At 67.9% G+C, this 23398-nt stretch carries 19 protein-coding genes and 1 tRNA gene; 7 read left to right on the top strand and 13 right to left on the bottom strand.

Annotated features, from left to right (window positions below; genetic code table 11):
* Window positions 1-58 precede the first annotated feature (58 nt).
* Complete coding sequence (rimI, locus tag HF203_RS13565; RefSeq protein WP_168670582.1) at window positions 59-553, bottom strand: ribosomal protein S18-alanine N-acetyltransferase; 495 nt, start codon at window positions 551-553, stop codon at window positions 59-61.
* A 211-nt stretch (window positions 554-764) separates the two neighbouring features.
* Between rimI and nifJ the strand changes: the two genes are divergently transcribed.
* On the top strand, window positions 765-4364 hold the full coding sequence (gene nifJ / locus HF203_RS13560; protein ID WP_168670581.1) for a pyruvate:ferredoxin (flavodoxin) oxidoreductase: 3600 nt from the start codon (window positions 765-767) through the stop codon (window positions 4362-4364).
* A 33-nt stretch (window positions 4365-4397) separates the two neighbouring features.
* On the top strand, window positions 4398-5414 hold the full coding sequence (locus HF203_RS13555) for a dihydroorotate dehydrogenase-like protein (protein ID WP_168670580.1): 1017 nt from the start codon (window positions 4398-4400) through the stop codon (window positions 5412-5414).
* 3 nt (window positions 5415-5417) lie between these two features.
* On the opposite strand, the gene HF203_RS13550 is transcribed toward HF203_RS13555, so the two are convergent.
* From HF203_RS13550 to soxB, 3 genes are read right to left on the bottom strand one after another with little or no spacing between them, the layout of a single operon-like run.
* Complete coding sequence (locus tag HF203_RS13550) at window positions 5418-6737, bottom strand: diguanylate cyclase domain-containing protein (protein WP_343043928.1); 1320 nt, start codon at window positions 6735-6737, stop codon at window positions 5418-5420.
* A gap of 24 nt (window positions 6738-6761) precedes the next feature.
* A complete protein-coding gene (locus HF203_RS13545; protein ID WP_168670579.1) occupies window positions 6762-6923 on the bottom strand; it encodes a hypothetical protein in 162 nt (53 codons plus the stop codon).
* Window positions 6923-8704, bottom strand: coding sequence for a thiosulfohydrolase SoxB (gene soxB / locus HF203_RS13540; protein WP_168670578.1), 1782 nt, complete (start codon window positions 8702-8704; stop codon window positions 6923-6925). The genes HF203_RS13545 and soxB overlap by 1 nt, the downstream gene beginning before the upstream one ends.
* 333 nt (window positions 8705-9037) lie before the next feature.
* Here soxB and soxX point away from each other — a divergent pair, with 333 nt between their 5' ends.
* The 5 genes from soxX to HF203_RS13515 all read left to right on the top strand — a co-directional run bounded on the left by soxX (window position 9038) and on the right by HF203_RS13515 (window position 11726).
* Entirely contained in the window at window positions 9038-9430 is a 393-nt protein-coding gene (gene soxX / locus HF203_RS13535; RefSeq protein ID WP_168670576.1) for a sulfur oxidation c-type cytochrome SoxX, read from the top strand.
* Between the two features lie 41 nt (window positions 9431-9471).
* A complete protein-coding gene (soxA, locus tag HF203_RS13530; RefSeq protein WP_168670574.1) occupies window positions 9472-10311 on the top strand; it encodes a sulfur oxidation c-type cytochrome SoxA in 840 nt (279 codons plus the stop codon).
* A 31-nt stretch (window positions 10312-10342) separates the two neighbouring features.
* The gene (locus tag HF203_RS13525; RefSeq protein ID WP_168670572.1) at window positions 10343-10888 is read left to right on the top strand and encodes a hypothetical protein; all 546 of its coding nucleotides are present in this window, start codon (window positions 10343-10345) and stop codon (window positions 10886-10888) included.
* Between the two features lie 16 nt (window positions 10889-10904).
* Entirely contained in the window at window positions 10905-11570 is a 666-nt protein-coding gene (locus tag HF203_RS13520; RefSeq protein WP_168670570.1) for a rhodanese-like domain-containing protein, read from the top strand.
* A 71-nt stretch (window positions 11571-11641) separates the two neighbouring features.
* A tRNA-Leu gene (locus HF203_RS13515) sits at window positions 11642-11726 on the top strand.
* Window positions 11727-11750: 24 nt separating this feature from the next.
* Here HF203_RS13515 and HF203_RS13510 read toward each other — a convergent pair.
* From HF203_RS13510 to HF203_RS13470, 9 genes are all read right to left on the bottom strand, one after another.
* A complete protein-coding gene (locus HF203_RS13510; protein ID WP_168670568.1) occupies window positions 11751-13652 on the bottom strand; it encodes an XrtA/PEP-CTERM system amidotransferase in 1902 nt (633 codons plus the stop codon).
* 11 nt (window positions 13653-13663) lie between these two features.
* The gene (locus tag HF203_RS13505; RefSeq protein WP_168670566.1) at window positions 13664-14833 is read right to left on the bottom strand and encodes a TIGR03088 family PEP-CTERM/XrtA system glycosyltransferase; all 1170 of its coding nucleotides are present in this window, start codon (window positions 14831-14833) and stop codon (window positions 13664-13666) included.
* A 15-nt stretch (window positions 14834-14848) separates the two neighbouring features.
* Window positions 14849-16378 carry an exosortase A gene (gene xrtA / locus HF203_RS13500; RefSeq protein WP_168670564.1) on the bottom strand — a complete coding sequence of 510 codons (1530 nt, stop codon included), beginning with the start codon at window positions 16376-16378 and terminating at the stop codon, window positions 14849-14851.
* Window positions 16375-17577, bottom strand: a complete 1203-nt coding sequence (locus HF203_RS13495) for a TIGR03087 family PEP-CTERM/XrtA system glycosyltransferase (protein WP_168670561.1) — start codon at window positions 17575-17577, stop codon at window positions 16375-16377. The genes xrtA and HF203_RS13495 overlap by 4 nt, the downstream gene beginning before the upstream one ends.
* 15 nt (window positions 17578-17592) lie before the next feature.
* The gene (locus HF203_RS13490) at window positions 17593-18672 is read right to left on the bottom strand and encodes a FemAB family XrtA/PEP-CTERM system-associated protein (RefSeq protein ID WP_210424782.1); all 1080 of its coding nucleotides are present in this window, start codon (window positions 18670-18672) and stop codon (window positions 17593-17595) included.
* Window positions 18669-19514, bottom strand: coding sequence for an XrtA system polysaccharide deacetylase (locus HF203_RS13485; RefSeq protein WP_246221787.1), 846 nt, complete (start codon window positions 19512-19514; stop codon window positions 18669-18671). The genes HF203_RS13490 and HF203_RS13485 overlap by 4 nt, the downstream gene beginning before the upstream one ends.
* A gap of 104 nt (window positions 19515-19618) precedes the next feature.
* Entirely contained in the window at window positions 19619-21049 is a 1431-nt protein-coding gene (locus tag HF203_RS13480) for a TIGR03016 family PEP-CTERM system-associated outer membrane protein (RefSeq protein ID WP_246221786.1), read from the bottom strand.
* Window positions 21050-21082: 33 nt separating this feature from the next.
* On the bottom strand, window positions 21083-21904 hold the full coding sequence (locus HF203_RS13475; protein ID WP_343043927.1) for an XrtA-associated tyrosine autokinase: 822 nt from the start codon (window positions 21902-21904) through the stop codon (window positions 21083-21085).
* A 118-nt stretch (window positions 21905-22022) separates the two neighbouring features.
* A partial coding sequence (locus HF203_RS13470; RefSeq protein WP_168670553.1) for an XrtA system polysaccharide chain length determinant occupies window positions 22023-23398 on the bottom strand: 1376 nt, incomplete at its 5' end.

Raw genomic sequence — 23398 nt, 5'->3', positions numbered from 1 at the left:
AGTCGGCGAGGCTGGTGTGCATGATCGGCGATTGACGGGCAAGACGGTATCTTGCGGTTCAATCCCCGGCCAACGCGCCATGCATCCCACCGAGTTCCCGCGCCAGTACCAGGGCGTCCTCGCGTCCCTTGGCGACGGGGTAGTAGCCGCGACGCCGCCCGATCTCGCAGAAGCCCTCGGCCTCGTAGAGTGCACGCGCGGCGGTGTTGGAGGCACGCACCTCGAGAAAAGCGGTCTGCGCCCCCTTGGCGCAAGCGCGCTCGAGCAGGGTACGCAGCAAGGCGCGACCGAAGCCGCGACGCTGGCAGTCGGGATGGACGGTGATGTTGAGCACATGACACTCACCCACCACCACCATCACCACCGCATGGGCCACCGGCCTACCGTCGTGCTCACCGAGCTGACAGTCGTAGCCCGCGCGCAGACAGTCGCGCATCACCCCCTCGCTCCAGGGGTGGGGATAGGCCGCGCGCTCCACCACCATCACCGCCGCGAGGTCGGACTCGCGCATCTCGCGCAGGGCGAGCCCTGCCTGTTCAATCGCTGCATTCATCGGGTTACTGACATCATCCCCGTCGGTCGATCGCCGTTTGCCCGGCGACCAAAAGCATTCACGGATAGCGACTATAGTTGATCGGGGCGAGGCGCCGGACGCTGGATGACATGCCGGCTCGCGCCCCAGTGGTCGGGACAGGATCCGTACCAGGGGTCACGGACCTCCGCCGCGCCCCCGCTCCAGCCACCTCGCAACCCGGGACAGATCGATGTCGCACACAGAAATGGTCTCGCTCGACGGCAACGAAGCCGCGGCCTACATCGCCCACATGACCAACGAGGTCATCGCCATCTACCCGATCACCCCGGCCTCGCCGATGGGTGAGTGGTCGGACGAGTGGTCCTCGTTGGGGGTCACCAACCTGTGGGGCACGGTCCCCGACGTGGTGGAGATGCAGAGCGAGGCCGGCGCCGCCGGCGCGGTCCACGGGGCGCTGCAGGCGGGGTCGCTCGCGACCACCTTCACTGCCTCGCAGGGGCTGCTGCTGATGATCCCCAACATGTACAAGATCGCCGGCGAGCTGACCCCGACGGTGATCCATGTCTCGGCGCGCTCGCTGGCCGCCCAGGCACTGTCGATCTTCGGTGACCACGGTGACGTCATGGCCTGTCGCGGCACCGGCTTCGCGATGCTGTGCGCGGCCTCGGTGCAGGAGGTGATGGACTTTGCGCTGATCGCCCAGGCCGCGACCCTGGAGAGCCGGGTGCCCTTCCTGCACTTCTTCGACGGCTTTCGCACCTCGCACGAGGTCAGCAAGATCGCGCGCATCGCGCGCGAGACGGTGCGCGCGATGATCAACGAGGAGCAGGTGCGGGGCTGTCGCACGCGCGCCCTCAACCCCGACCGCCCGGTGATCCGCGGCACCTCGCAAAACCCCGATGTCTACTTCCAGGGGCGCGAGTCGGTCAACCCCTACTATGAGGCCACCGCGGAGGTCGTCGCCCGGGTGATGACCCGCTTCGCCGGACACACCGGTCGTCACTACCAGCCCTTCGACTATGTCGGCGCCCCCGACGCCGAGCGCGTGCTGGTACTGATGGGCTCGGGGATCGGGGCGGCCGAGGAGGCCATCGAGCACCTGGTCGCGCGCGGCGAGCGGGTCGGGCTGGTCAAGGTGCGGCTGTTTCGTCCCTTCGCGCCCAAGGCGCTGCTCGCCGCCCTGCCCATCAGCGTCGCGCGGATCGCGGTGCTCGATCGCACCAAGGAGCCTGGCGCCGACGGCGAGCCGCTCTACAAGGACGTGCTCACCGCCCTCGCCCAGGCCCATGCCAGCGGCGCGCGCGCGACGATGCCACGGGTGATCGGCGGGCGCTTCGGGCTGTCCTCCAAGGAGTTCACCCCGGCGATGGCCAAGGCGGTGCTCGACGAGCTCGCCGCCGAGCAGCCGCGCTGCCCCTTCACCGTCGGCATCATCGACGACGTCGGCCACACCAGCCTCGACTGGGACTCCGGCTTCCGCCCCGACGCCAGCGCCGGCGTAACCGCCTGCGTCTTCTACGGACTCGGCTCGGACGGCACCGTCTCGGCCAACAAGAACTCGATCAAGATCATCAGCGAGGAGACGCCCAACTACGGCCAGGGCTATTTCCAATACGATTCCAAGAAGGCCGGGGCAGTCACCATCAGTCATCTGCGCTTCGGCCCGCGACCGATCTCCAGCACCTATCTGATCGGTGACAATGAGGCGCAGTTCGTCGCCTGCCACCAGCCGACCTTCCTCGAACGCTACGACATGCTCGCGCTCGCCGCACCGGGGGCGACCTTCCTGCTCAACAGCGCAGCCTCGCCCGATCAGGCGTGGGACAGCCTGCCGCGGGCGATGCAACAGCAGATAATCGACAAGGGGCTCGACTTCTATGTCGTCGACGCCTATGGCATCGCTGCCGCGACCGGCATGGGACGGCGCATCAACACCATCATGCAGACCTGCTTCTTCGCCATCTCCGGGGTGCTGCCCCGCGACGAGGCCATCACCCACATCAAGGAGGCGGTGCGCAAGACCTACGGGCGCAAGGGCCAACGCCTGCTCGATCGCAACTATCGCGCGATCGACGCCGCGCTTGCCGGGCTGCACCAGGTCAGTGTGCCGGCGACGCCGAGCAGCGACTTCGAGCGCCCGCCGGTGGTCCCGGCCGATGCCCCCGCGTTCGTCCGCCAGGTCACCGCACCGCTGATCGCCGGACTCGGCGACCGGCTGCCGGTGAGCCTGATGCCCGCCGACGGCACCTGGCCGACCGGCACCACCCGCTTCGAGAAGCGCAACATCGCGCTGCAACTGCCGCTGTGGGAGCCCGAGCTGTGCACCCAGTGCGGCAAGTGCCCGCTGGTCTGCCCGCACGCGGCGATTCGCGCCAAGGTCTATCCCGAGGCGGCACTGTCGAGCGCCCCCGAGGGCTTCCTCAGCGCCCCGGTCAAGGGACGTGACTTCCCCGCCGGACACCGCATCAGCTACCAGATCGCCCCTGACGACTGCACCGGCTGCGGGCTCTGCGTCGAGGTCTGCCCGATCCGCGACCGCAAGGACCCGAGCCGCAAGGCGCTCAACCTGGTCGAGGCCGGCGAGATCCACGCCGCCGAGCAGACGCACTGGGATTTCTTCCTCGCTCTCCCCGAATACGACCGCACCCAGCTCGAACCGACCAAGATCAAGCACGCGATGCTGATGCAGCCGCTGTTCGAGTTCTCCGGGGCCTGCGTCGGCTGTGGCGAGACGCCCTACGTCAAGCTCGCCACCCAGCTCTTCGGCGACCGTATGCTGATCGCCAACGCCACCGGCTGTTCCTCGATCTACGGCGGCAACCTGCCAACCACGCCCTACACCACCAACCCCGAGGGTCGCGGTCCGACCTGGAACAACTCGCTGTTCGAAGACAATGCCGAGTTCGGCCTGGGCATGCGCTTGGCGATCGACAAACAGCGCGATCAGGCGCGTGAGCTGCTCGGTCGGCTCGCTGACACCATCGGCGTGGGGCTGGTGCGCGAGATCCTCGCCGCCGAGCAGTCCGACGAGGCCGGCATTCACGCCCAGCGCGCACGCATCGAGCGGCTGCGCCTAGCGCTCAGCGGCATCGACGCGCCCGAGGCGCGGCTGCTCGAGGGGGTGTGCGCACAGCTGGTCAAGCGCAGCGTGTGGATCGTCGGCGGCGACGGCTGGGCCTACGACATCGGCTACGGCGGTGTCGATCACGTGCTTGCCAGCGGACGCGACGTCAACCTGCTGATCCTCGACACCGAGGTCTATTCCAACACCGGCGGTCAGACCTCCAAGGCCACCCCGCTCGGCGCCGTGGCCAAGTTCTCGGCCGGCGGCAAGCCGACCTTCAAGAAAGACCTGGCGCTGATGGCGATGGCCTACGAGAACGTCTATGTCGCCCAGGTCGCCTTCGGCGCCAAGGACGTGCAGACGGTGCGCGCCTTCCTCGAGGCCGAGTCCTACCCCGGCCCCTCGGTGATCATCTGCTACGCACCCTGCATCGCCCACGGCGTCGACCTCTCCAACAACCTGCGCCAGCAGGACATGGCGGTCAGCTCCGGGCACTGGTCGCTGCTGCGCTACGACCCGCGGCGCGCCGCCGCTGGCGAGCACCCGCTGCACATCGACAGCAAGCCGCCGAGCCTGCCCTATCGCGACTTCATCGCCACCGAGACCCGCTTCAGCGTACTCGAACGCATCCACCCAGAGGCCGCCGAGCACTATCTGCAGCAGGCCCAGCGTCATGCACAGACACGCTTCAGCCTCTACGAGCAGCTCGCGCAGATCGCGCTGCGCAAGGCGCCGCCGAGCGACGGCGACGAGCGCAAACACTGACCCTATCGTTTTAGCCCGAGCACGGAGCCGACCATGGATCTAGCGACCAAGTATCTGGGCCTCGACCTCAACAACCCCTTCGTCCCCTCGGCCTCGCCGCTGTCGCGCAGTCTCGACCAGGCGCGCGCGCTCGAGGACCACGGTGCCTCGGCGATCATCCTCTGGTCGCTGTTCGAGGAGGCGGTCAGTGCCGAGTCCGAGGCCATGGTGCGCTTTCTCCACCACCAGGAGATCGGTTTCGCCGAGGCCGACGACGGCTTCCTGCCCGACTATCACGACTTCGACAGTCCGCTCGAGCAGTACCTGGCACACATCGGCCGACTCAAGACCGCACTCGACATCCCCGTTATCGCCAGCCTCAACGGCATCACCCCCGGCGGCTGGATCGCCCACGCCGGCGAGATCGAGCGTGCCGGGGCCGATGCCCTGGAGCTCAACGTCTATTATGTCGCCGGCGACATCGGTCAGGACGGCGCCACGGTCGAGGCACGCTATCTCGACCTGCTGCGCGACCTGCGCGCACACGTCGCCATCCCCATCAACATGAAGCTCTCGCCGAGCTTCAGCTCGCTCGGCCACCTGATCGGCCAGCTCGCCGCCGCCGGTGCCAACGGAGTAGCACTGTTCAACCGCTTCTATCAGCCCGACATCAACATCGACACCCTGCGCCTGCAGCCGAGCCTGAACCCCTCGACCTCGGCCGAGGCACTGCTGGCGATGCGCTGGATCGCCCTGCTCCACGGTCGTATCGAGGGCTTGTCGCTAGGCGCCACCGGCGGCGTGCACACTGCCGCGGACGCGATCAAGTTGCTGCTCGCCGGCACCGACGTGGTGCACCTGTGCAGCGCGCTGCTCGCCCACGGCCCGGCCTATCTCGGCGAGGTGATCGGTGGGGTCGAGCAGTGGATGGAGGAGCAGGGGTTCGAGTCAGTCGAGGACTTCCGCGGCCGGGTCAGCGCCCTGGCCGTTCCCGACCCGGCGGAGTTCGAGCGCGCCAACTATGTCAACGTCCTCGACAGCTACAGCGCCTCACCCGGGGTCAGGCTGTGAGCCTCAACCGGCGAGCGCGTGACGGCGCACGTCGTCCACCCCTGCGGTGAAGAAGCGATAGCGCCCCTTGCCGGCGAGCTTGGCCTGATACATCGCCTGATCGGCACGGCGCAGCAGCAGATCCGGGGTGATCTCGTCGCCCTGCTTGAAGCAACTGACGCCGAGGCTGGCCGAGACCTGCACCAGATGATCGGCGATCGGCATGGGGCGCGAGAGCGCCTCGAGCAGACGATCGAGCAGCGGCGTGAGTTCGGCGATCCCGCCCGGATCGAGCAGCACGGCGACGAACTCGTCACCGCCGAGCCGGGCGACGGTATCACCCTCGCGCAGGATCTCACGCATCCGCCTCGCCAGCCCGCTGAGCAGGCGGTCGCCGGCCTCGTGTCCGAGCCCGTCGTTGACCGCCTTGAAGCCATCGAGGTCGAGATAGACCAGCGCCAGGGTCCCCCCACGCCGCTGCACCTGGGCCATGGCCTGACGCAACCGGTCGAACAGCAACACCCGGTTGGGCAGCCCGGTGAGGACGTCGTAGTGCGCCGCCTGTTCGAGCCTGCGCTGTTGCAGCTTGAGCGCGGTGATGTCGTGATAGAGCAGGACATAGTGCTGCAACGCGCCCGCCTCGTCGCGGACTGCGGTCATGGTGATCATCGCCACATAGCTCTCGCCGCCGCGTCGTCGGCCCCAGAACTCGCCCTCCCAGTGGCCCTGATCGGCCAGGGTCTTCCAGATCGCCTCGACGGTGACGGCATCGCTGCCACCGAGCAGCCCGGCGCCGGACTCGAGCACCGCCGGACGGCGACCGAGCAGGGTCTCGCGCGACTCGCCGGTGATCTCGACGAAGGCGGTATTCAGGTCGACGATGTCGCCCTGCGGGCCGGTGATGACGATGCCCTCGCGGGCATGGGTGAAGACGTTGGCGGCGAGTTGACGGGCCTCCTCGGCACGGCGCCGCTCGGTGATGTCGCGCACGCTCACCAGCACGCCGTCGATCTCCGTGCCCTGATCGCGATAGGGGGCATAGACCACGTCGAGATAGCACCGCCCCTCGCCCGGCAGCTCGAACCACGCTTGGTAGTTGACCGTCTCGCCGGCCAGACAGCGCGCCAACCGCGGCGCCACCAGCCGCTCGAAGACCTCGTCGCCCAAGAGTTCGCGCGCCGAGTGACCGACGATGTCCTCGTAGCGGCGCTGGAAGATCCGTTGATAGGATTCGTTGACCAGCAGATAGACGGCATTGCGGTCGATCAGCGAGATCGAGTCCTGGGTCGCCGAGACCACCTGACGATAACGCCGCAACGCCTGCTCGGCGACACGGCGCTGCACGATCTCACGCCGCAGCCGCCGGTTCTACACCACGAAGGTGGCGACCACCAGCAGTAGCGGTCCGATCAGCCACGCCGGCTCGATCAACCCCGCCACCGGCTCGGCGCTGGCCGCACCGCTCCAACCCACGGCCACCACCGTACCCGCTGCGCGCCACACCGCGACGCGCCCACTGCCATCACGCACTAAACCTCTCCTGGATAATCGGCGATGCCGGGGTTGTCGGCGACACCGGCGAGACGCGGGGTCTCGAGCCGGGCGATGTCGATCCGCTCGCGATCGCGCAGATAGGTCGCCACCGTCTCCCAGATCGGCTCGCCCTCGGCCTGGGCCCCGACGGTCGCCCAGCCGGCCACCACATAGCGCCTGTCGGCCTCGATGGGGGTGCCGTCGGCGAGACGCAGCGACCGGATCCGCGAGCCGATCGCCGCGCCCGGCTCGCAGACATAGTCGAGCCCGCCACTGCGCACCATGTCGCCGCCCTGCTGGACATAGGGATCGGGATTGAAGAGGTTGTCGCAGACGTCCTCGAGGATGGCCTTGAGCTCGGCGCCGGTCATCTCGCGCCGATAGGTCTCGGGGTAGGTGATGCAGGTCTGGTCGAGCACGTGTTCCATGGTGATGGTCTGGCCCGGCAGCAGGGTGGTACCCCAGCGGAACCCGGGCGAGAGTGCGATCTCGGCGTCCTTGACGGTGCGCAGCGCATCGCAGATGAGCTGGTCGAAGGTGCCGTTGAAGTTACCGCGACGATACAGCGTCTGCCCGGCCACCGCCAGGGGCTCCTCGAGGCGCGCGCGGTAGGGTGCACGCACCCCGGCGATATAGTCGGTCATCTCCGGATCGGGCGCGATCAGGTCGGAGAACACCGGCAGCAGCCGATAGCGGAAGTCGCGCAGCCCCCCGGGGCCGACGTCGAGGTCCATCACCCCGAGGAACTTGCCGTTGGAGCCGGCGTTGGTCACCAGGGTGCGCCCGCCCGGGTTGTCGACCACCTGCGGCGCCGGCACGCCGTCGTGGGTGTGACCGCCGAGGATCAGATCGATGCCGCGCACCCGCGAGGCGAGCTTGAGATCGACGTCCATGCCGTTGTGCGAGAGCAGCACCACCAGCGCCGGGCGCTCGCGCTCACGCACCCGATCGACGATCTCCTGCAGCCGCCCCTCCTGGATGCCGAAGGTCCAGTCGGGGATGAATCGGCTCGGGTTGGCGATCGGGGTATAGGGGAAGGCCTGGCCGATCACCGCCACCCGCACCCCGCCGGCCTCGCGGATCACATAGGGGTCGAAGGCCAGCCCGAGGTCCTCGTCGAAGCCGGCGAAGTCCTCGAAGCGATAGTCGAACAGCGCCTCCTCGCGCACCTTGACGTTCTGCGCGACGAAGTCGCCGGCGAAGGCGGCGATGTTGTCGATCACCTCGGCATCGCGATAGGTGAACTCCCAGTGCCCAGTCATCACATCGACGCCGAGCAGGTTGCAGGCGCCGACCATGTCGCGCCCACGGGTCCAGTAGGCCGTCCCCGAGCCCTGCCAGGTGTCGCCGCCGTCGAGCAGCAGGGTGGCCTCGCGCCCGCGCTCGGCGCGCAGCCGCTCGACCAGGGTGCGCAGCTGCGCGAAGCCGCCGACCCGACCGAGACGTTCGGCCTGCTCGGCATAGTCGACATAGGTCAGCGCATGGGCCTCGAGCCCCCCCGGTTCGACCCCGAAGTGATCGAGCAGCGCCTGCCCGACCAGGTGCGGCGCTCGCCCACGCGCCGCACCCAGCCCGAGGTTGACGTTGGGCTCGCGGTAGTAGACCGGGTTGAGCTGGGCGTGGGTGTCGGTGATGTGGAGCAGCCGGAGGTTGCCGAAGACCGGCAGGTCGTAGGGATCGGCGGGGATGCGCCGTGCGGCGCGGGCACTGAGCGGGAGCATGCCGGCGGCGCCGGCGAGGGCGAGCAGGCGCACGAAGTCACGTCGCGACAGGGTCATCGAGGCTGTCCTCCTGCTGGGTTCTCTCGGGCTCGGCATCGGGCCGTGCGGACTAACAAGACAAAGAAATCGGCGCTCCCGCCACGATTGCAAGACACCCCGCCACGACATCGAAGGTGTCACGACGCGATTGAAAACACCAACCGTCACCTTCACCTTCGGCCCACGGGACGGCGCACACAATAACCACCGAAGACATCCGGTACCGTTCGGCCCGATGCGCGCTGCGCCACGGTGCGCACGACCTCGCCGCCGCTCGACCGGATCACCGACGAACACGCCCCTGGCCGCCCCGGACCACCGCCGTCACCAACGGAGATCCAGGAGGCCCGCATGACCTCGTCCCCTCCCCCCCGGCTGGCGCTGACCGCCTGCTCGCTCGCCCTCGTGTCCGTGCTCGTGCTCGGCGCCGGCTCGCCCTATGCCGAGCTGCCCGATGACCTCACCCTCGAGGGCGATATCGAGGCCGGGCGCATCATCGCCACCACCCGCGCCAAGGGCAACTGCGTCGCCTGTCACGTCATCGCCGGGGCCGAGAGCCCCGGCGCCATCGGCCCGGTGCTGATCGCCATCCAGACCCGTTACCCCGACAAACGCGCCCTGGCCGAACAGATCTGGGACCCTACCGCCCAGAAACCCGACATGGTGATGCCCCCCTTCGGCAAGCACGAGATCCTCACCGAGCAGGAATTCGCCGACGTGGTCGAGTTCGTCTGGTCGCTATAGGCGATCACGCACCGCAACCACCCGACTCGGAGGTAGCACGCATGACCACCAAGACCAGCCATCGCGCCCTGATCCTGTTCACCGCCGCCCTGCTCGCCACTCCGGTCGCGGCCGGCCCCGAGGCCGATCGCATCGCCTTCCAGCAGTATTTCGAGACCCGCTTCCCCCGTCTCCCCACCACCGAGTTCGTCAACGGCGCCTATGCGCTCGATCCTGTGGGGCGCGAGAACTGGGAGGCGATCGAGGAGTTCCCCCCCTACGAGACCGCCCTCAGCAAGGGCGAGGAGATGTGGAACACCCCCTTCGCCAACGGCCGGGGCTACGCCGACTGCTTCCCCGAGGGGCCGGCGCTCGCCGCCCAGTATCCGCGCTGGGACCCAGAACGCGGCATGGTGATCACCCTGGCGCTGGCGCTCAACGACTGCCGCGCGGCCAACGACGCGCCGCCGTTGCAGTACAAGAAGGGTCCGATCGCCGATCTGCTCGCCTATATCGCCTTCGCCTCGCGCGGTCAGATCACCGCCGTCGAGATCCCTGAGGACGATCCCCGCGCGCTGGCCGCCTACGAACAGGGCAGACAGTTCTATTTCGCCCGTCGCGGCCAGCTCAACTTCGCCTGCAGCCACTGCCACATGGGCAACTCGGGCACCACGCTGCGCACCGAGGTGCTCAGCCCCGCCTATGGCCACACCACCCATTTCCCGGTGTACCGCTCCAAGTGGGGCGAGATGGGCACCCTGCACCGCCGCTTCAGTGGCTGCAACAAACAAGTCCGCGCCAAGCCCTTCCCCGCCCAGGGCGAGGAATACCGCAACCTGGAGTTCTTCATGACCTACATGAACAACGGCCTGCCGCTCAACGGCCCAGGCGCACGCAAATGATCCCGGCCCACGCACCAGAGGAGATGACGGCATGAGGCCATTTCGCACCCGCGCCCGGCGCACCCTCGTGCTGGCGCTCACCACACTGATGATCACACCCGCCTGGGCCACCCACCGCAGCGAGGCTGAGGCGGCGATCGCCGCAGCACGCACCGCTCATGAACGCGCCGCCGAGGCCGGGGCCGAGGTCGCCGAGACCGCGGCGCTGATCGAGCGCGCGGCGGGGCTGCTGCCCTCGCGCCAGTACACCAAGGCGGTGCGGATCGCCGAGCAGGCGCGCGCCCAGGACACCCATGCCTACGAACAGGCGCAACGCGACGAGCCCGAGCCCGGCGCCGCCGCAGCCGAGGCAGCGATCGCCGCGGCCGAGGCCGCACGGGCGCGCGCCGACGCGGTCGGCGGCGAATGGCGCGATACCGCCAAACTGATCACCGAGGCGCAGGGACTCGCCCGCGCCGGTGACTTCGCCGCCGCCATCGCACTGGCCGAGCGCGCTCGCCGTCAGGGCGAACTCGGTCACGCCCAGGCGCTGCGCGAGCGCGATGCCGACTTCCCCGACTATATCCGCCAACCCTGAACCTAAGGAGGCATCCATGCAGGCGCACCGCTCACTGATCCTGATCGCGCTGATAAGCGCCCTCGCCACCACCGCACCGGCCGCTGAAAACCGGATATCCCCCGAGATCGAATCGGTCACCATCACCCACCAGGGCGAGACCGTCACCATTGCCCGCGGTCACGACCGCGAGGCAACCCTGCCCGAGGAGTTCCAGAAGACCGACCGTGGCTGTCCACCCTTCTGCATCCAACCGATGGTCGCCGCCCCCGGGGTCGAGACCATCGGTGAGCTGGAGCTACTCGACTATCTCCAGCGCATCGAGCAGGGTGACGACAGCATCCTAGTGGTCGATTCACGCACCCCCGACTGGGTGCTGCGCGGCACCATCCCGGGCGCGGTCAACATCCCCTGGAACACCATCAGCCGCGACAGCGCCGGGACCTTCGAGACCCCCACCGAGGCCGACACCTTCCGCCACGTACTGGCCGACACCTTCGCCGCCGAACCACTGGCCGAGGGCGACTGGGACTTCGGCGAGGCCAAGACCCTGGTGCTGTTTTGCAACGGTATCTGGTGCCCGCAGTCGACCGCCAATATCAAGAACCTGGTCGAGATCGGCTACCCACTGCACAAGCTCAAGTGGTATCGCGGCGGGATGCAGGACTGGGTCAGTGTCGGACTGACCACGGCCACGCCCTGAGCGGGCCGGCGCGATGCGAGCGCGCCGGGGCGTTTAATCTCGGCGCCGATTCGGTATAGAATGGACAGCTTGCGCGGGTGGCGGAATTGGTAGACGCGCTGGATTTAGGTTCCAGTGGAGCAATCCGTGGGGGTTCAAGTCCCCCCTCGCGCACCACCTTCCTTCATCTCGTCGCCCCCCTCACACCTCGCCATCGATCACCCGCCGCTGGAAGGCGGCGAACATGAACAGACTCCAGATCGCCGGACTGAACTCGCGCATCCCCGACTGATGCTGGTCGACGATCCAGGCGAGCTGCTTGCTGTCGAACAGCCCGGTGTCGGCGAGCCGGTCGCCGAGCAGGGTCTCGCGCACCTGCTCGCGCAGCGGCCCCCGGAACCAGGCCGAGAGCGGCACCGCGAAGCCCATCTTCGGACGATAGAGGATCTCCGGATCGAGATGGCGCTCGAGCGCGCGCTTGAACACGTACTTGCCCTCGCGCCCGGAGAGCTTGAGCTCGGGGGCGAGCCCGGCGCTCCACTCGAGCAGCTGGTGGTCGAGGATCGGCACCCGCACCTCCAGCCCGTGGGCCATGCTGGCGCGATCGACCTTGGTGAGGATGTCGCCGGGGAGATAGGTCTTGAGGTCGAGATACTGCACCCGCGAGAGCGGGTGGTCGGGGGCGCGCTCGGCGTGACGACGCAGCACCTCGACGGCGCGATAGCCCTGTAGCTCGCGCCTGAAATCGGCCGAGAACAGCGACTGACGCAGCCCGTCGCCGAGGATCGAGACGCTCTCGAAATAGCCTTCGAGCGAGTCGCGCGCCAGCGCCTGGAAGGTCGACTTGGCGCGCAGCACCTTGGGCGCCCAGTCGGCCTTGGGATAGACCCGCCCGAGCAGCCCGAACAGCGGCCCGCGCATCCCTTGCGGCAACAGCCGGCGCAGTCGCTCCTCGTAGAGATGCCAGCGATAGCGGCGATAGCCGGCGAGACTCTCGTCGCCACCGTCGCCGGAGAGACAGACGGTCACGCGCTTGCGCGCCAACTCGCAGACACGATAGGTCGGCAGCGCCGAGCTGTCGGCATAGGGCTCGTCGTAGAGCGCCGAGAGCCGTTCGAGCAAGGCGAAGTCGTCGGGGTCGACCGACTCGACCAGGTGCCGGGTGGCGAAGCGCCCGGCCACCTGCTCGGCATAGCGCGACTCGTTGTAGCGCGGATCGCCGAAGGAGATCGAGCAGGTGTTGACCGGCTGTTCGGAGAGCCCGGCCATCATCGCCACCACCGCGCTGGAGTCGACCCCGCCGGAGAGGAAGGCACCGAGCGGCACCTCGGAGATCAGACGGATGCGTACCGCCTCGCGCAGCCGCTCGATGAGCGCCTCGCCGGCGCTGTCGAGATCGCGTACGCCGTTGTCGGCAAAGTCCAAGTCCCAGTAGCGGCGCGGCTGCGGCGGCGCCGAGCGCCCCCGGCGCAGGGTCAAGGTATGGCCGGGCTCGAGCTTGCGCACCGCGCCGAAGATGGTGCGTGGATCGGGGATATAGCCGAAGCCGAAGTACTCCTCGATCGCCTGGGGGTCGAGCGCGCGCGGCAGCGTCGGATCGACTAGCAGCGACTTCAGCTCGGAGCCGAACAGCAAGCGGCCGTCGTCGAGCAGCGCATAGTGCAATGGCTTGATGCCGAGCCGGTCACGGGCGAGGAACAGGGTCTCGCGCCCGCGATCCCAGATGGCGAAGGCGAACATGCCGCGAAAGCGCTCGACACAGGCCTCGCCCCAGGCCTCCCAGGCGTGGACGATCACCTCGGTGTCGCTGTGGGTGCGGAAGCGGTGCCCGGTGGCACGCAGCTCGGCGGCCAGTTCCTGGAAGTTGTAGATCTCGCCGTTGAACACCACGGCGACGGTCTCGTCCTCGTTGAACAGCGGCTGGTGCCCGCCGGAGAGGTCGATGATCGACAGACGTCGGTGCGCCAGCCCCACCCCGGGCTCGATGTGGACCCCGCCGTCGTCCGGGCCGCGATGATGCTGCGCCTCGTTCATCCGTCCGAGCAGCTCGGGGTCGATCGGCCCCGGATCACGGGTGTCGAAGATGCCTGCGATTCCGCACATGATGGACTGTCCTACTCCCCCGGCCCCGCGAGGAGCCCGTCATAGACCTCGAGATAACGCGCGACCATGGTGCCGAGTCCGAACTCGGCCTCGATCCGTGAGCGCGCCGCCGCGCCCTGGGTACGCGCCAGCGCCGGATCGGCGAGATAGCCCCGCAGCGCGGCGGCAAGAGCCTGGGTGTCGTCGCGCGGCACCAGGGCGCCGGTCTCCCCGGCCACCACCAGCTCGCCGTTGCCGCCGACCTCGGTCGCCACCACCGCCAGCCCCGAGGCCATCGCCTCGAGGATGGTGTTGGAGATACCCTCGCCGAGCGAGGGCAGCACGAACAGGTCGAGCGCGCGCAGACAGACCGGCACGTCGTCGCGACTGCCGGCGAACCACACCTGGGCACCGAGCCCGGCGGCATCGACCAGGGCGCCGAGCCGGGTGCGCTGTGAACCGTCGCCGATCAGCACCAGCCGCAACCGCGCGCCGCGCGCCGGGTCCTCGCGCACCAGGGCGATGAAGGCGCGCACCAGGGTGGCCTGATCCTTCACCGGCTCGAGCCGCCCGACGGTGCCGATGACGAGGTCATCCGGTCCGGCGAAGCCCGCGGGCAGGACCCCGCGCGCCTCCTCGTCGGGCCGCGCGGGGCGGAAACGCTGCTCGTCGACCCCGTTGCGGATGGTGTGAATGCGTTCGGGCGCGACCCCGATATCCACGCGCAGATACTCGGCCAGCTCGCGCGAGAGCGGGATGTAGGCGTCGACCAGCGGACGGAAGGCACGGCGCAGCCAGCGATACCGGCGGCGGGTGTTGTCGAGATCGTGGACGTCACGCCCGTGCTCGCCGTGGACGCGGTGCGCCACCCCGGCCAATCGCGCCGGAAGCTGCATCTCCAGGGTGGCGAGGTTGCGGGTATGGACGATCGCCGGGCGCAGCCGCCGCAGCGCGCGCCACATCCGCAGATAGAGCCCGAGGTCCTGTCCCGGACGCTTGGCGAGGTCGTGGACCTCGACCGGTCGCTCGATGCGCGCGCGGAACCCGGGATCCACGCCCTCGAGGGCGAGGATCGCATGACGATAGCGCCCCTCCGGGGTGCGGTTGATCAGGTTGACCAGTCCGTTCTCCAGCCCGCCGACGGCGAGCCGGTGGATGACATGGACGATCAGCGGCGGCTGTTGAGGGTTGTTCTCGGCCATCGGCGACTCCGGCGACTAGCGCGTTTGAGGGGCCTCGAGCAGGGTATCGAGCGCCGGGCGCAACGCCTCGGCGAGATCACGCAAGCGCGCACGGGCGCGTTCGGGATCGAGCACCAGCGGGGTATGGAGCACCACCCCGGCCTCGTACTGCCCACGTCCCAGTAACAGCGCCAACGCCTCGTGGAGCTTGGCCAGGTAATCGTTGGCGAGGTGATGGCCATCGATCCAGTACCAATGCCACACCAACAGGGTTTGCTCAGGGGTCTGTACCCGCGACTCGATCAGCCCCTGCGAGGCACCGGCAAGGACCTCACGACGCGGTGCCTGGTGCGGCATCCGCCAGCGTGGGTGCTTCTGCGCGACCAACAGGTTCTGTGAGTTGACCAGCTCACCGCCGGTGGCGTCGTAACCGGCAAGGTAGAGCCCGACCGACTCGCCCTCACGCACGAAGACCTGCTCCAGGGTGGCGCTGGCGCCGAGATAGGTCGGGCGCCATTCGGTGAAGTGCGGGCCCGTCGTCCAACCAGGAGGAACGCTCAGCGGTGCGAGTACCAGTGGTGCGATCGGGCGCGGTCGTTCCAGATCGGCCGCCAGTGCCGGCCAGGCGAGCAGCAGTACCAGCCCGAGCGCAGGCAGTGCGTGGCCGCCCTGCGCGGACGCAACCCGTCTGCCGGCACTCGCCGAACGCGGGGGCTCGGACGCGAGACCCGGCGGCTCGCGCCACAGCCCACCGACGAGGAAGAGCACGAACATCACCAGCCCGAAGAACACCCAGCCATAGATCAGGTGGTCGACGCCGACGGCCAGGCGCATGTCGCTGAGGTGCGCGATGAGCACGATCAGATAGGCGCGCAACCCGTTGGCGAGCAGCGGCACCACCGCTGCCAGGACGATGAAGGCGAGTCGGCGCCAGGGCGAGCGATAGCTGAGATAGGCGTAGATCACCCCGAGAAAGAGCGAGGCGATCAGATAACGCACCCCACTGCAGCCCTCCACCACCGACCAGTCACCGCTGGGGATACTGAAGAAGGTGCCGTCCCAGAACACCGGGATGCCGGTCAGACGCAGCAGATTGACGGTGAAGGCTGCGGTAAATTCCATCAGCGGGTAGATCAACCCCTCGCCCATGGGCACCGCGAACAGCAGGAAGGCGAGCGGGAAGACCAGCCGCCGCAGCATCGCACGGCCGAGCACCAGCCCGACCAGCGTCCAGCACAACCCGACCAGCGCCAACTGCTCGATCACCGCCACCTCGACGAGCCGCGCCAACAGCCATACCAGCCCCCCGGCGACGATCAGCAACAGCGCCAACGGCTCGCTGCGTAGCGCCACTCGGGGTAGCGCGGCGCGCTCGCGCCAGATCATGAACAGCGCGGTCGGCACGACCAGGAAGCCATGGGTGAAGGTCTCCGAACGCGTCCAGATCTCGACCATCCCGGCCACGGTCGGCCACAAGGCGACGATCAGCATGGACAGCAACACAGCGAGCCAGCTCAATCTGGCCCGTGGCGAGAGCGGCCGGAACAGCCATGCAACACGGCTCATGTCGCCCCCTCCAGCAGGGTGAGTACTCTGGGCAAGGTCGCCCCCCAGGCGAAGTGACGCTCGACCAGCGCCCGACCCCGTGCGCCCATGGGATCGTCGGTCGCCGCCAGCGCGGCGAGACAGGCCGCAGCGAAGGGCTCGAGCGCCTCGGCCACTCGGACCTCGCGCCCCGGGGTCGCCGGGATCCCCTCCAGCGCCTGCGGGGTGGCGATGACCGGGCGCGCCATCGCCATCGCCTCGAGCACCTTGTTCTGGATGCCACGGGCGATGTGCAGCGGCACCACCGCTGCGGCGGCATGCTGCAGATAGGGCCGCACGTCGGGCACCGCACCGGTGACCACCACGCCGGGCAGCCGCGCGAGCTGGCGCACCGCGCGGGTCGGATTCATTCCCACCACCCAGAACTCGGCATCGGCCCGGCGCGCACGGATCCGCGGCAGCACCTGCTCGGCGAACCAGGCTGCGCCCTGGGCATTGGCCCAGTAATCCATGGCGCCGGTGAAGACCAGCCTGGGGGCGAGGCCCGGATAGGGCGATGGTGCCCCGGGGATCACGGCGAAGTGTTGGGTGTCGACACCATTGCCGACCACCTCGACCCGCGCCGAGGCGTCATCGAGCCGCTCACGAAAGAGCGCCGCCTCGGCCTCGGAGACCAGCGTCGAGGCGTCGCAAGCGGTGGCCAGGCGACGCTCGAAGGCGCCCAGGCGCCGCGCCTCGCGGGCATAGACCCAGCGCAGCGGCGGTGGACTCTCGGCGGCGTACTGGCGCCACTTCTCCGAGTCGACGTCGACCAGATCGATCACCCGGCGCAGATCGGCGCAAGCCGGATCTAACAGGTACTGCCCCATCGACGAGGAGAAGGCGAGCACGCGACCGATGGCATGGCGCGCGCGGGTCTGGCGCAGCCAGCGCCGCAGCGCGCGATCGCGGTAATAGGTGAGCGTCAGCGGCTCACCGCCGAGCAGCCCGCGCAGGCTCAGGAGCTTGTCGCGGCGCGGATCGAGGGTGCCGAACCAACTGCTGGCGCAATACTCGGCGACACGCGCGCGATGGACGCGGTCCTCGGGCTGGTCGATGAAGGTCGCCAGATGAACCCGATAGTGCTCGCTGAGCAAGCGCAGCAGGTGGTAGGAACGGATCTTGTCGCCCTTGTTCGGTGGATAGGGGATGCGATGGACCAGAAACAGCAGATCATCCATGTCCGGGGGCGGTCCTCAGCCGAGATTCCTGGCCAGCAGCGGGCCGATGAGCTGGCTCAGCGGCAGCGGCAGTCGCTTCCAGGCCGCGATGAAGAGCCGGTACTTGGGGTTGAGCGGGTTGACGTCGGGCAGCTCGCTGGCACGCACCAGCCGATAGGCATAGTGCAGCGGCTCGGGCTCGAAGCCCCAGTTGCGCTTGAAGTCGAAGGCACCGGTGCCACGCTTGCTGCGCCCGAAGTCGAAGAGGCGCGCGCCGTCGACGCAGGCCCGGCGCATCACCTCCCAGTACATGAAGTCGTTGGCCTTGAGCGCGCGCGCCGCCTGGGTACCGCCGCCATAGTAGGGCAGCACCTCGTCGCGGAAGCGAAAGCTCATCACCGCGGAGACCAGCGCACCCTGGTGCTCGACCAGCAGCACCTCGCAATCATCACCGAAGACCTGCTTGAGCACGCGGAAGTAACGACGCGGGAACACCGGGGTGCCGAGGTTACGCACGCTCTCGCTGTAGACCCGATAGAGGGCCTCGACGCCATCGTCGAAGCGGCTCGACAACCCCGCCTTGATCCCTTTGCGCACCATCGCCCGCTGCTTGCGCGGGATCTGCTGCAGGTTGCGCTCGGGGTCGGGATCGATCGCTCGCCGGAAGGTGGCATAGAGCGCCTTGCCCGGCCACTCCGGGTGATGCGGCTCGCGCTCGCGCAACTCCAGGTGCCCCACCCGGGCGGTCTCGGCGAGCCGACAGGCCTCGGCCTCGAGCAGCCCACGGGCCTCCGGGCCGTCGGCAAGCGCACCGCCGTAGACACAGAAAGGGGTGGAGATCAGCGCGCGCCCGAACAGCCGGCTACGGATCTCGCCGAGCGGCAGGATGCCGCACAGCTCACCGGCGCGCTCGGCGTACAAGAAGGGCGCGCGATGACCGAGCCCCTGCTCGAGCACCTGCTTCCAGCCGGCGCGGTGGAAGAAGGTCGCCTCGGGATGACGCTCGACAAAGGCGTCCCAGCGGGCGTGATCCGTCCGGCTTTCGAGTCGGGCGATATGGATTGCAGCGGTTGACGCGTCCGGGGCGGCGGGGGCGGTCGATGGCGAGTCCATCATCGGCGGGCAGACACTCCTTGCGATGCGAGAAAGACCTGATCCATGCGTCCCCAGTGAAAGTCCTGGAGCAGGCGCTCGAGCCGCGCCTCGGTGCGCGACAGGTTGAGATAGTGACGCACCCGGGTACGCGGCGGGATGCCGCCGACACGGGGCTGGTCGGGGTCGATCTCCCAGGGGTGGAAGTAGAAGATCGCGGCGGCGCCCTCGCGACGGTTGATCCGCCGGATCGCTTGGCGCGAGAGCGCGTAGGGATAGAGTCTGAAGAAGCCACCGCCGCCACTGGGCAGGCGGCGCCCGAGCAGCGTGCTGGTGGTGATCGGGATCTCGACGAAGTCCTCGACCCCGGCGAGCGGTCGGTAAGCAAAGCGCGGCGCCTCGGGGATGCCGTAGAGGTCGTGACGCACCGGGTAGACGCTGGAGCTGTAGCGGTAGCCGCAGTCGTACAGCGTCTCGTGCGCCCAGCGCTGGTTGTCGCGATCGAGCGAGTAGCTGGCTGCGCGATAGCCACGGACCTCGACCCCGCCGATGTCCTCGAGCAGGGCCTTACTGCGCCGTACGTCTTCGCGGAAGGACGCCGGTGTCTGTTGGGTGACGCGCACGTGTGACAAGCCGTGACAGGCCAGCTCGTGTCCGGCAGCGACCAGCTCGCGCACCACTCGAGGGTGACGCTCGGCGATCCAGCCGAGGGTGAAGAAGGTCGCGCGGGTGGCGTGACGCTCGAGTAGCGCGAGGATTCGATCCATGTTGCGCTCGATCCGACAGGGGATCCGGTCCCAGTCGGCACGGGCGATGTGAGGCTCAAAGGCGGAGACCTGGAAGTAGTCCTCCACGTCGATGGTCATGGCATTCAACATCGGCGGTGGGCTCACGGTAGTGCGCGTGCCCGGATAGCGCTCCGGATCCGGGCGCGCGCAAGGGGTTGGGCACGAGACAGCGTCCAGCATGCTCAGTCCGACCAGCTGGTGACCAGCCCCAGGGTCACACGGTTTTCGGTGATGTCATCGGAGCGACTCAGGCGATATTGCAACGCCAACCGGGTGTTGGCGCCGATGCGACGGCTGAGCCCGGCGTCGAGGGTATATTCGTCACGGACCTCATCGCTGGTGGCCGTCGTCTGCTCGAGTTCGCGCTGACTCCAACCCAGCGTCAGGTTGGAATTGGTCAGGCCACTGAGCCGGCGTGTCCACGACAGCCGTGCTCGCAGGGTCGATTGATCCTCGGTCGTGGCCTCATACTCACGCAGCACGTAACCGAGCGAGGCGCCGAGGGTGCTGCGCCGGGTCTGCAGGGTATAGCTGGTCTTGAAGGTATTGCTGACATAGGTCCCGGTGGTCGGCGCGGCATTATCACCGGCCACATCGAAGGGGGCGGTCACTTCAGGGGTGGCGGGCTCACCGAAGGCATCCTCGAACTGGAAGACCGTCTCGCCAAGACGATCGCGCCGGGCGTTGGAGACGTCACGCACATAACTCGCGCGCCACATCGAACGCTTGCTGCGGTGTGAGAAATCGAGCATCGGGGTGGTACCGAAGTAGCGTCGACCGACACCGAGGCGCAGCGAGGTGCGCGGGCTCGGAGTCCAGGTCGCCGATAGATCCCAGCCCATCCCGCTGGTCTCGGTACGCGAGAGGTAGTCGTTGTCCTCGTAACGCAACGAGCCGTCGAGGCGCCAGCGCCGCGAGTACTGGTGTCCCAGCTGGAGGCTGGCGTCGGCATAGGTATCGGAGGGCTCGTCCTGATAATCGATGTGCTCGCTGGAGACGAGCACGGCCCAGTTGGTGGCACCAGAGGCCGGACCGCTGCGCAGTTCGAGCGAACCGTCGTAACCGATGCTGTCACTACCCTGGTCGGAATAGAAGACCCCGTCGTTGGCGAACTGCGCGGTCAGTTCGGCATAGCGCCCGAAGCGTTCACGATAGGTCGGCGAGAGCCTGTAGGTATAACTGCTCTGGAGGTTGTCGGAGCGGTTGGCGGCATCGCCACTGGAGGGGCCGAGGGGGTCGATCAGCTCTTGGCGCGCGGTCACGCCGGCATCGACGAACAGCCGATTGGCGAGCAGCTCGACCAGGCCATTGCCCTGTAGGCGGTGGTTGATCTTATCGCCTTCGTCGGCACTCAGATAATTGAGATATTGCAACGAGTAGGCGAGATCGAGTTCGGCGCGTGCGCCCTTGCCCGAGACCACGAACCCCGGGGTCAGATCGATGTAGAAATCGCTGCCCTGGTCGGTCTCGGCGAGGGCTAGGTTGTCGGTGTAGACACCACTGACGCTGAGCTGTCGCGACAACCGCCACTCGGCCCCCCAGGCATGACCCCAGAGCAGTGGCGCGGTCACGCACAACCAGACCGGCATCAGCAGCCGACGTCGTCGAGGCATCAGCATGCCCCCTCCGAGCAGCGACGACACCGATCAGGCGCCGGGCTGAGTAACCGGCTCGTCCGCCGTGGGCGCATATCCATAGCCGTATCCGTATCCATCCCCATATCGATAACCGGTGCCGAAGCGATTGCCGAGACCCGGGCGGTACTTGTTGAGCAGCAGACCGACGACCTTGTCCTCACCGAGTCGCGCCAGCCCCTCGTTGACCGCGTGTTGGCCGGTCTGCTCGGCGGCGACCACCATCACGATCTGCCCCATCATCTCAGCCAGCACCGCGCTCTCGCTAGCCAGCAACAGCGGCGGCGAGTCGAAGATCACCAGACGATCGCTGTAACGGGTCGAGAGTTCGGCCATCACCATGCTCATCCGCTCGCTGGCCAACAGCTCGGTGGCGCGTTCGTGACGCCGCCCGGCGGGCAGGATGCGGATGTTCGGGATATCGGTGTGTACCAGCACATCGGCCACCGAGTCGCAGCTGCCATCGAGCAGATCGGTCAACCCCAGCTCGGCCTCGATGCCCAGCCGCTTGGCTGCGGTCGGCTTGGCCACGTCACCGTCGACCAAGAGCACCGTGCGATCGCGCTCCATGGCGATGCTCATCGCCAGGTTGATCGCCGAGAAGGTCTTGCCCTCGCCCGGCAGCGCGCTGGTGACCATCATCAGGTTGGCGTTGTTGACGACGTCGGCCCCGCGCTTGTCGACGTTCATCAGCAACGGCCGCTTGATCAAGCGGTACTCCTCGGCCAGCTGCGAGCGCTTGGCATCCGGGGTCAACAACCCTTGGGCACGTAGGCGGTCGAGGGCGAGATGATGAAGGACCCGGCCGGGGTCAGCGGCCTGGGTTGTAGACACTGGCGTCCCTGTCGGCGTCCCCCTGGTCCCCGACGCCCCTGCGCCCTGGTGACCGATCTTGGCAATGGCCTTTTCGATGGTACTCACGAGGATACCCCCTGCATGTCCACACGTCGGACTAGATGAGAGACTGCAACAACGGCAGACCGGAGATGACGAAGATGAAGACCACCGCCAACCCCGCCGTCATCGCAAAGAACGGGATCAACATCACCCGTTCACGCCGCCGTTCGATGGGCGAACGCACCAGCGCCACGGTACCGAGCACCGGCAAACCGGTGGCGCGATAAAGCAAACGACGATCGTCGAACACCGGGCGCAGCAGATCCATTGCCAGCGCCGCGACCAGACCGCCACCGAGGGCGATGACCAGCACGATGGAGGAGAGCAGCAACCGATTCGGCGCCGATGGCTTGAGCGGTGCGACCGCCGGATCGATGACCCGGAACTTGACCCCCTCGGCGGTCTTCTCGACCTCACTCGAGAGCCGCGCCGACTCGCGCCGTTCAAGCAGTTCGGTATGCTGGCCGACGATCGTCTTGTAGTTGCGGGTGAGCTGGGTCAGCTCGGCCTCGATCTCGGGAATGGTATCGATCTTGTCCTCGAGGTCGCGGACCCGCTGGGTATGGTCCTCGACCCGAGCGCGCAGCGCCGCGACCTGGGCATCGGCCTGACTGAGCGCCACCCGCAGGCTGCCATAGAGGCTGTCGGCCTGGATCGAGGTGGCCATCAACGCGCTGCCGGCCACCTCGCTACGCTGGCGCTGTTGGGCGCGGATCTCACGGATCAGGCGCCGCAGCTCGATGACGTCGGGATGACGCTCGGTGTAACGCAACAACAGGTCGTCGAGCTTACCCTGCAGCGTCGCGATGCGCGGGTCATCGGGCAGTTGCGGCGCCAGCTCCTCGACATCCTCGAGCGCCTGTTCCTGGGTCTCGATCTGCTGTTCGAGCTGATCGCGCCGCCGTTTGGCCTCCTGCAGGGTCAGCTCGGCATCCTTGAGCTCGCGCTGCGCGCTCTGCAGGTTGGCGTAATAGCCGCTGATGTCCCCGGAGAGCAGCCCGGCGTAGCGGCGCTTGAAGTCGGCCAGACGGTGCTCGGAGTCGCGCAGCCGGGCCTCGTACTCTTCGATCTCCTGGTCGAGGAAATCCTGAGCGGTAGAGGTGGCGCGCTGATCGCTCATCAACGCCTCCTCGATGAAGATCGAGACCAGCGACTGCACCACCAGCTTGGCACTCTGTGGATCGCGGTGCTCGAAGGAGATGGTGTACAGCGAGGGGTTGGAGCGATCGCCACGGATCTTGATCTTGGTGCTGAGGGTATTGATCAACCGCGCCCGCTCGGCCTCGTTGCGCAACCCCAGCTCGAGGTCGCTCATCCGAATGATCTTCTCCAGATTCGGCCGACTCAGCAGCATCCGGCTCATCAGCGCGACCCGCTGGACCAGGTCGGGCTGGATGGTCAGACCTCGCAGCAGTGGCCGCAGCACGCTAT

It is taken from the genome of Marichromatium bheemlicum, assembly GCF_012276755.1.
GTDB classification, from domain to species: Bacteria; Pseudomonadota; Gammaproteobacteria; order Chromatiales; family Chromatiaceae; genus Marichromatium; species Marichromatium bheemlicum.
The sequence above is the reverse complement of the archived record's forward strand: the minus strand, read 5'-3'. Positions and strand labels throughout refer to the sequence as shown.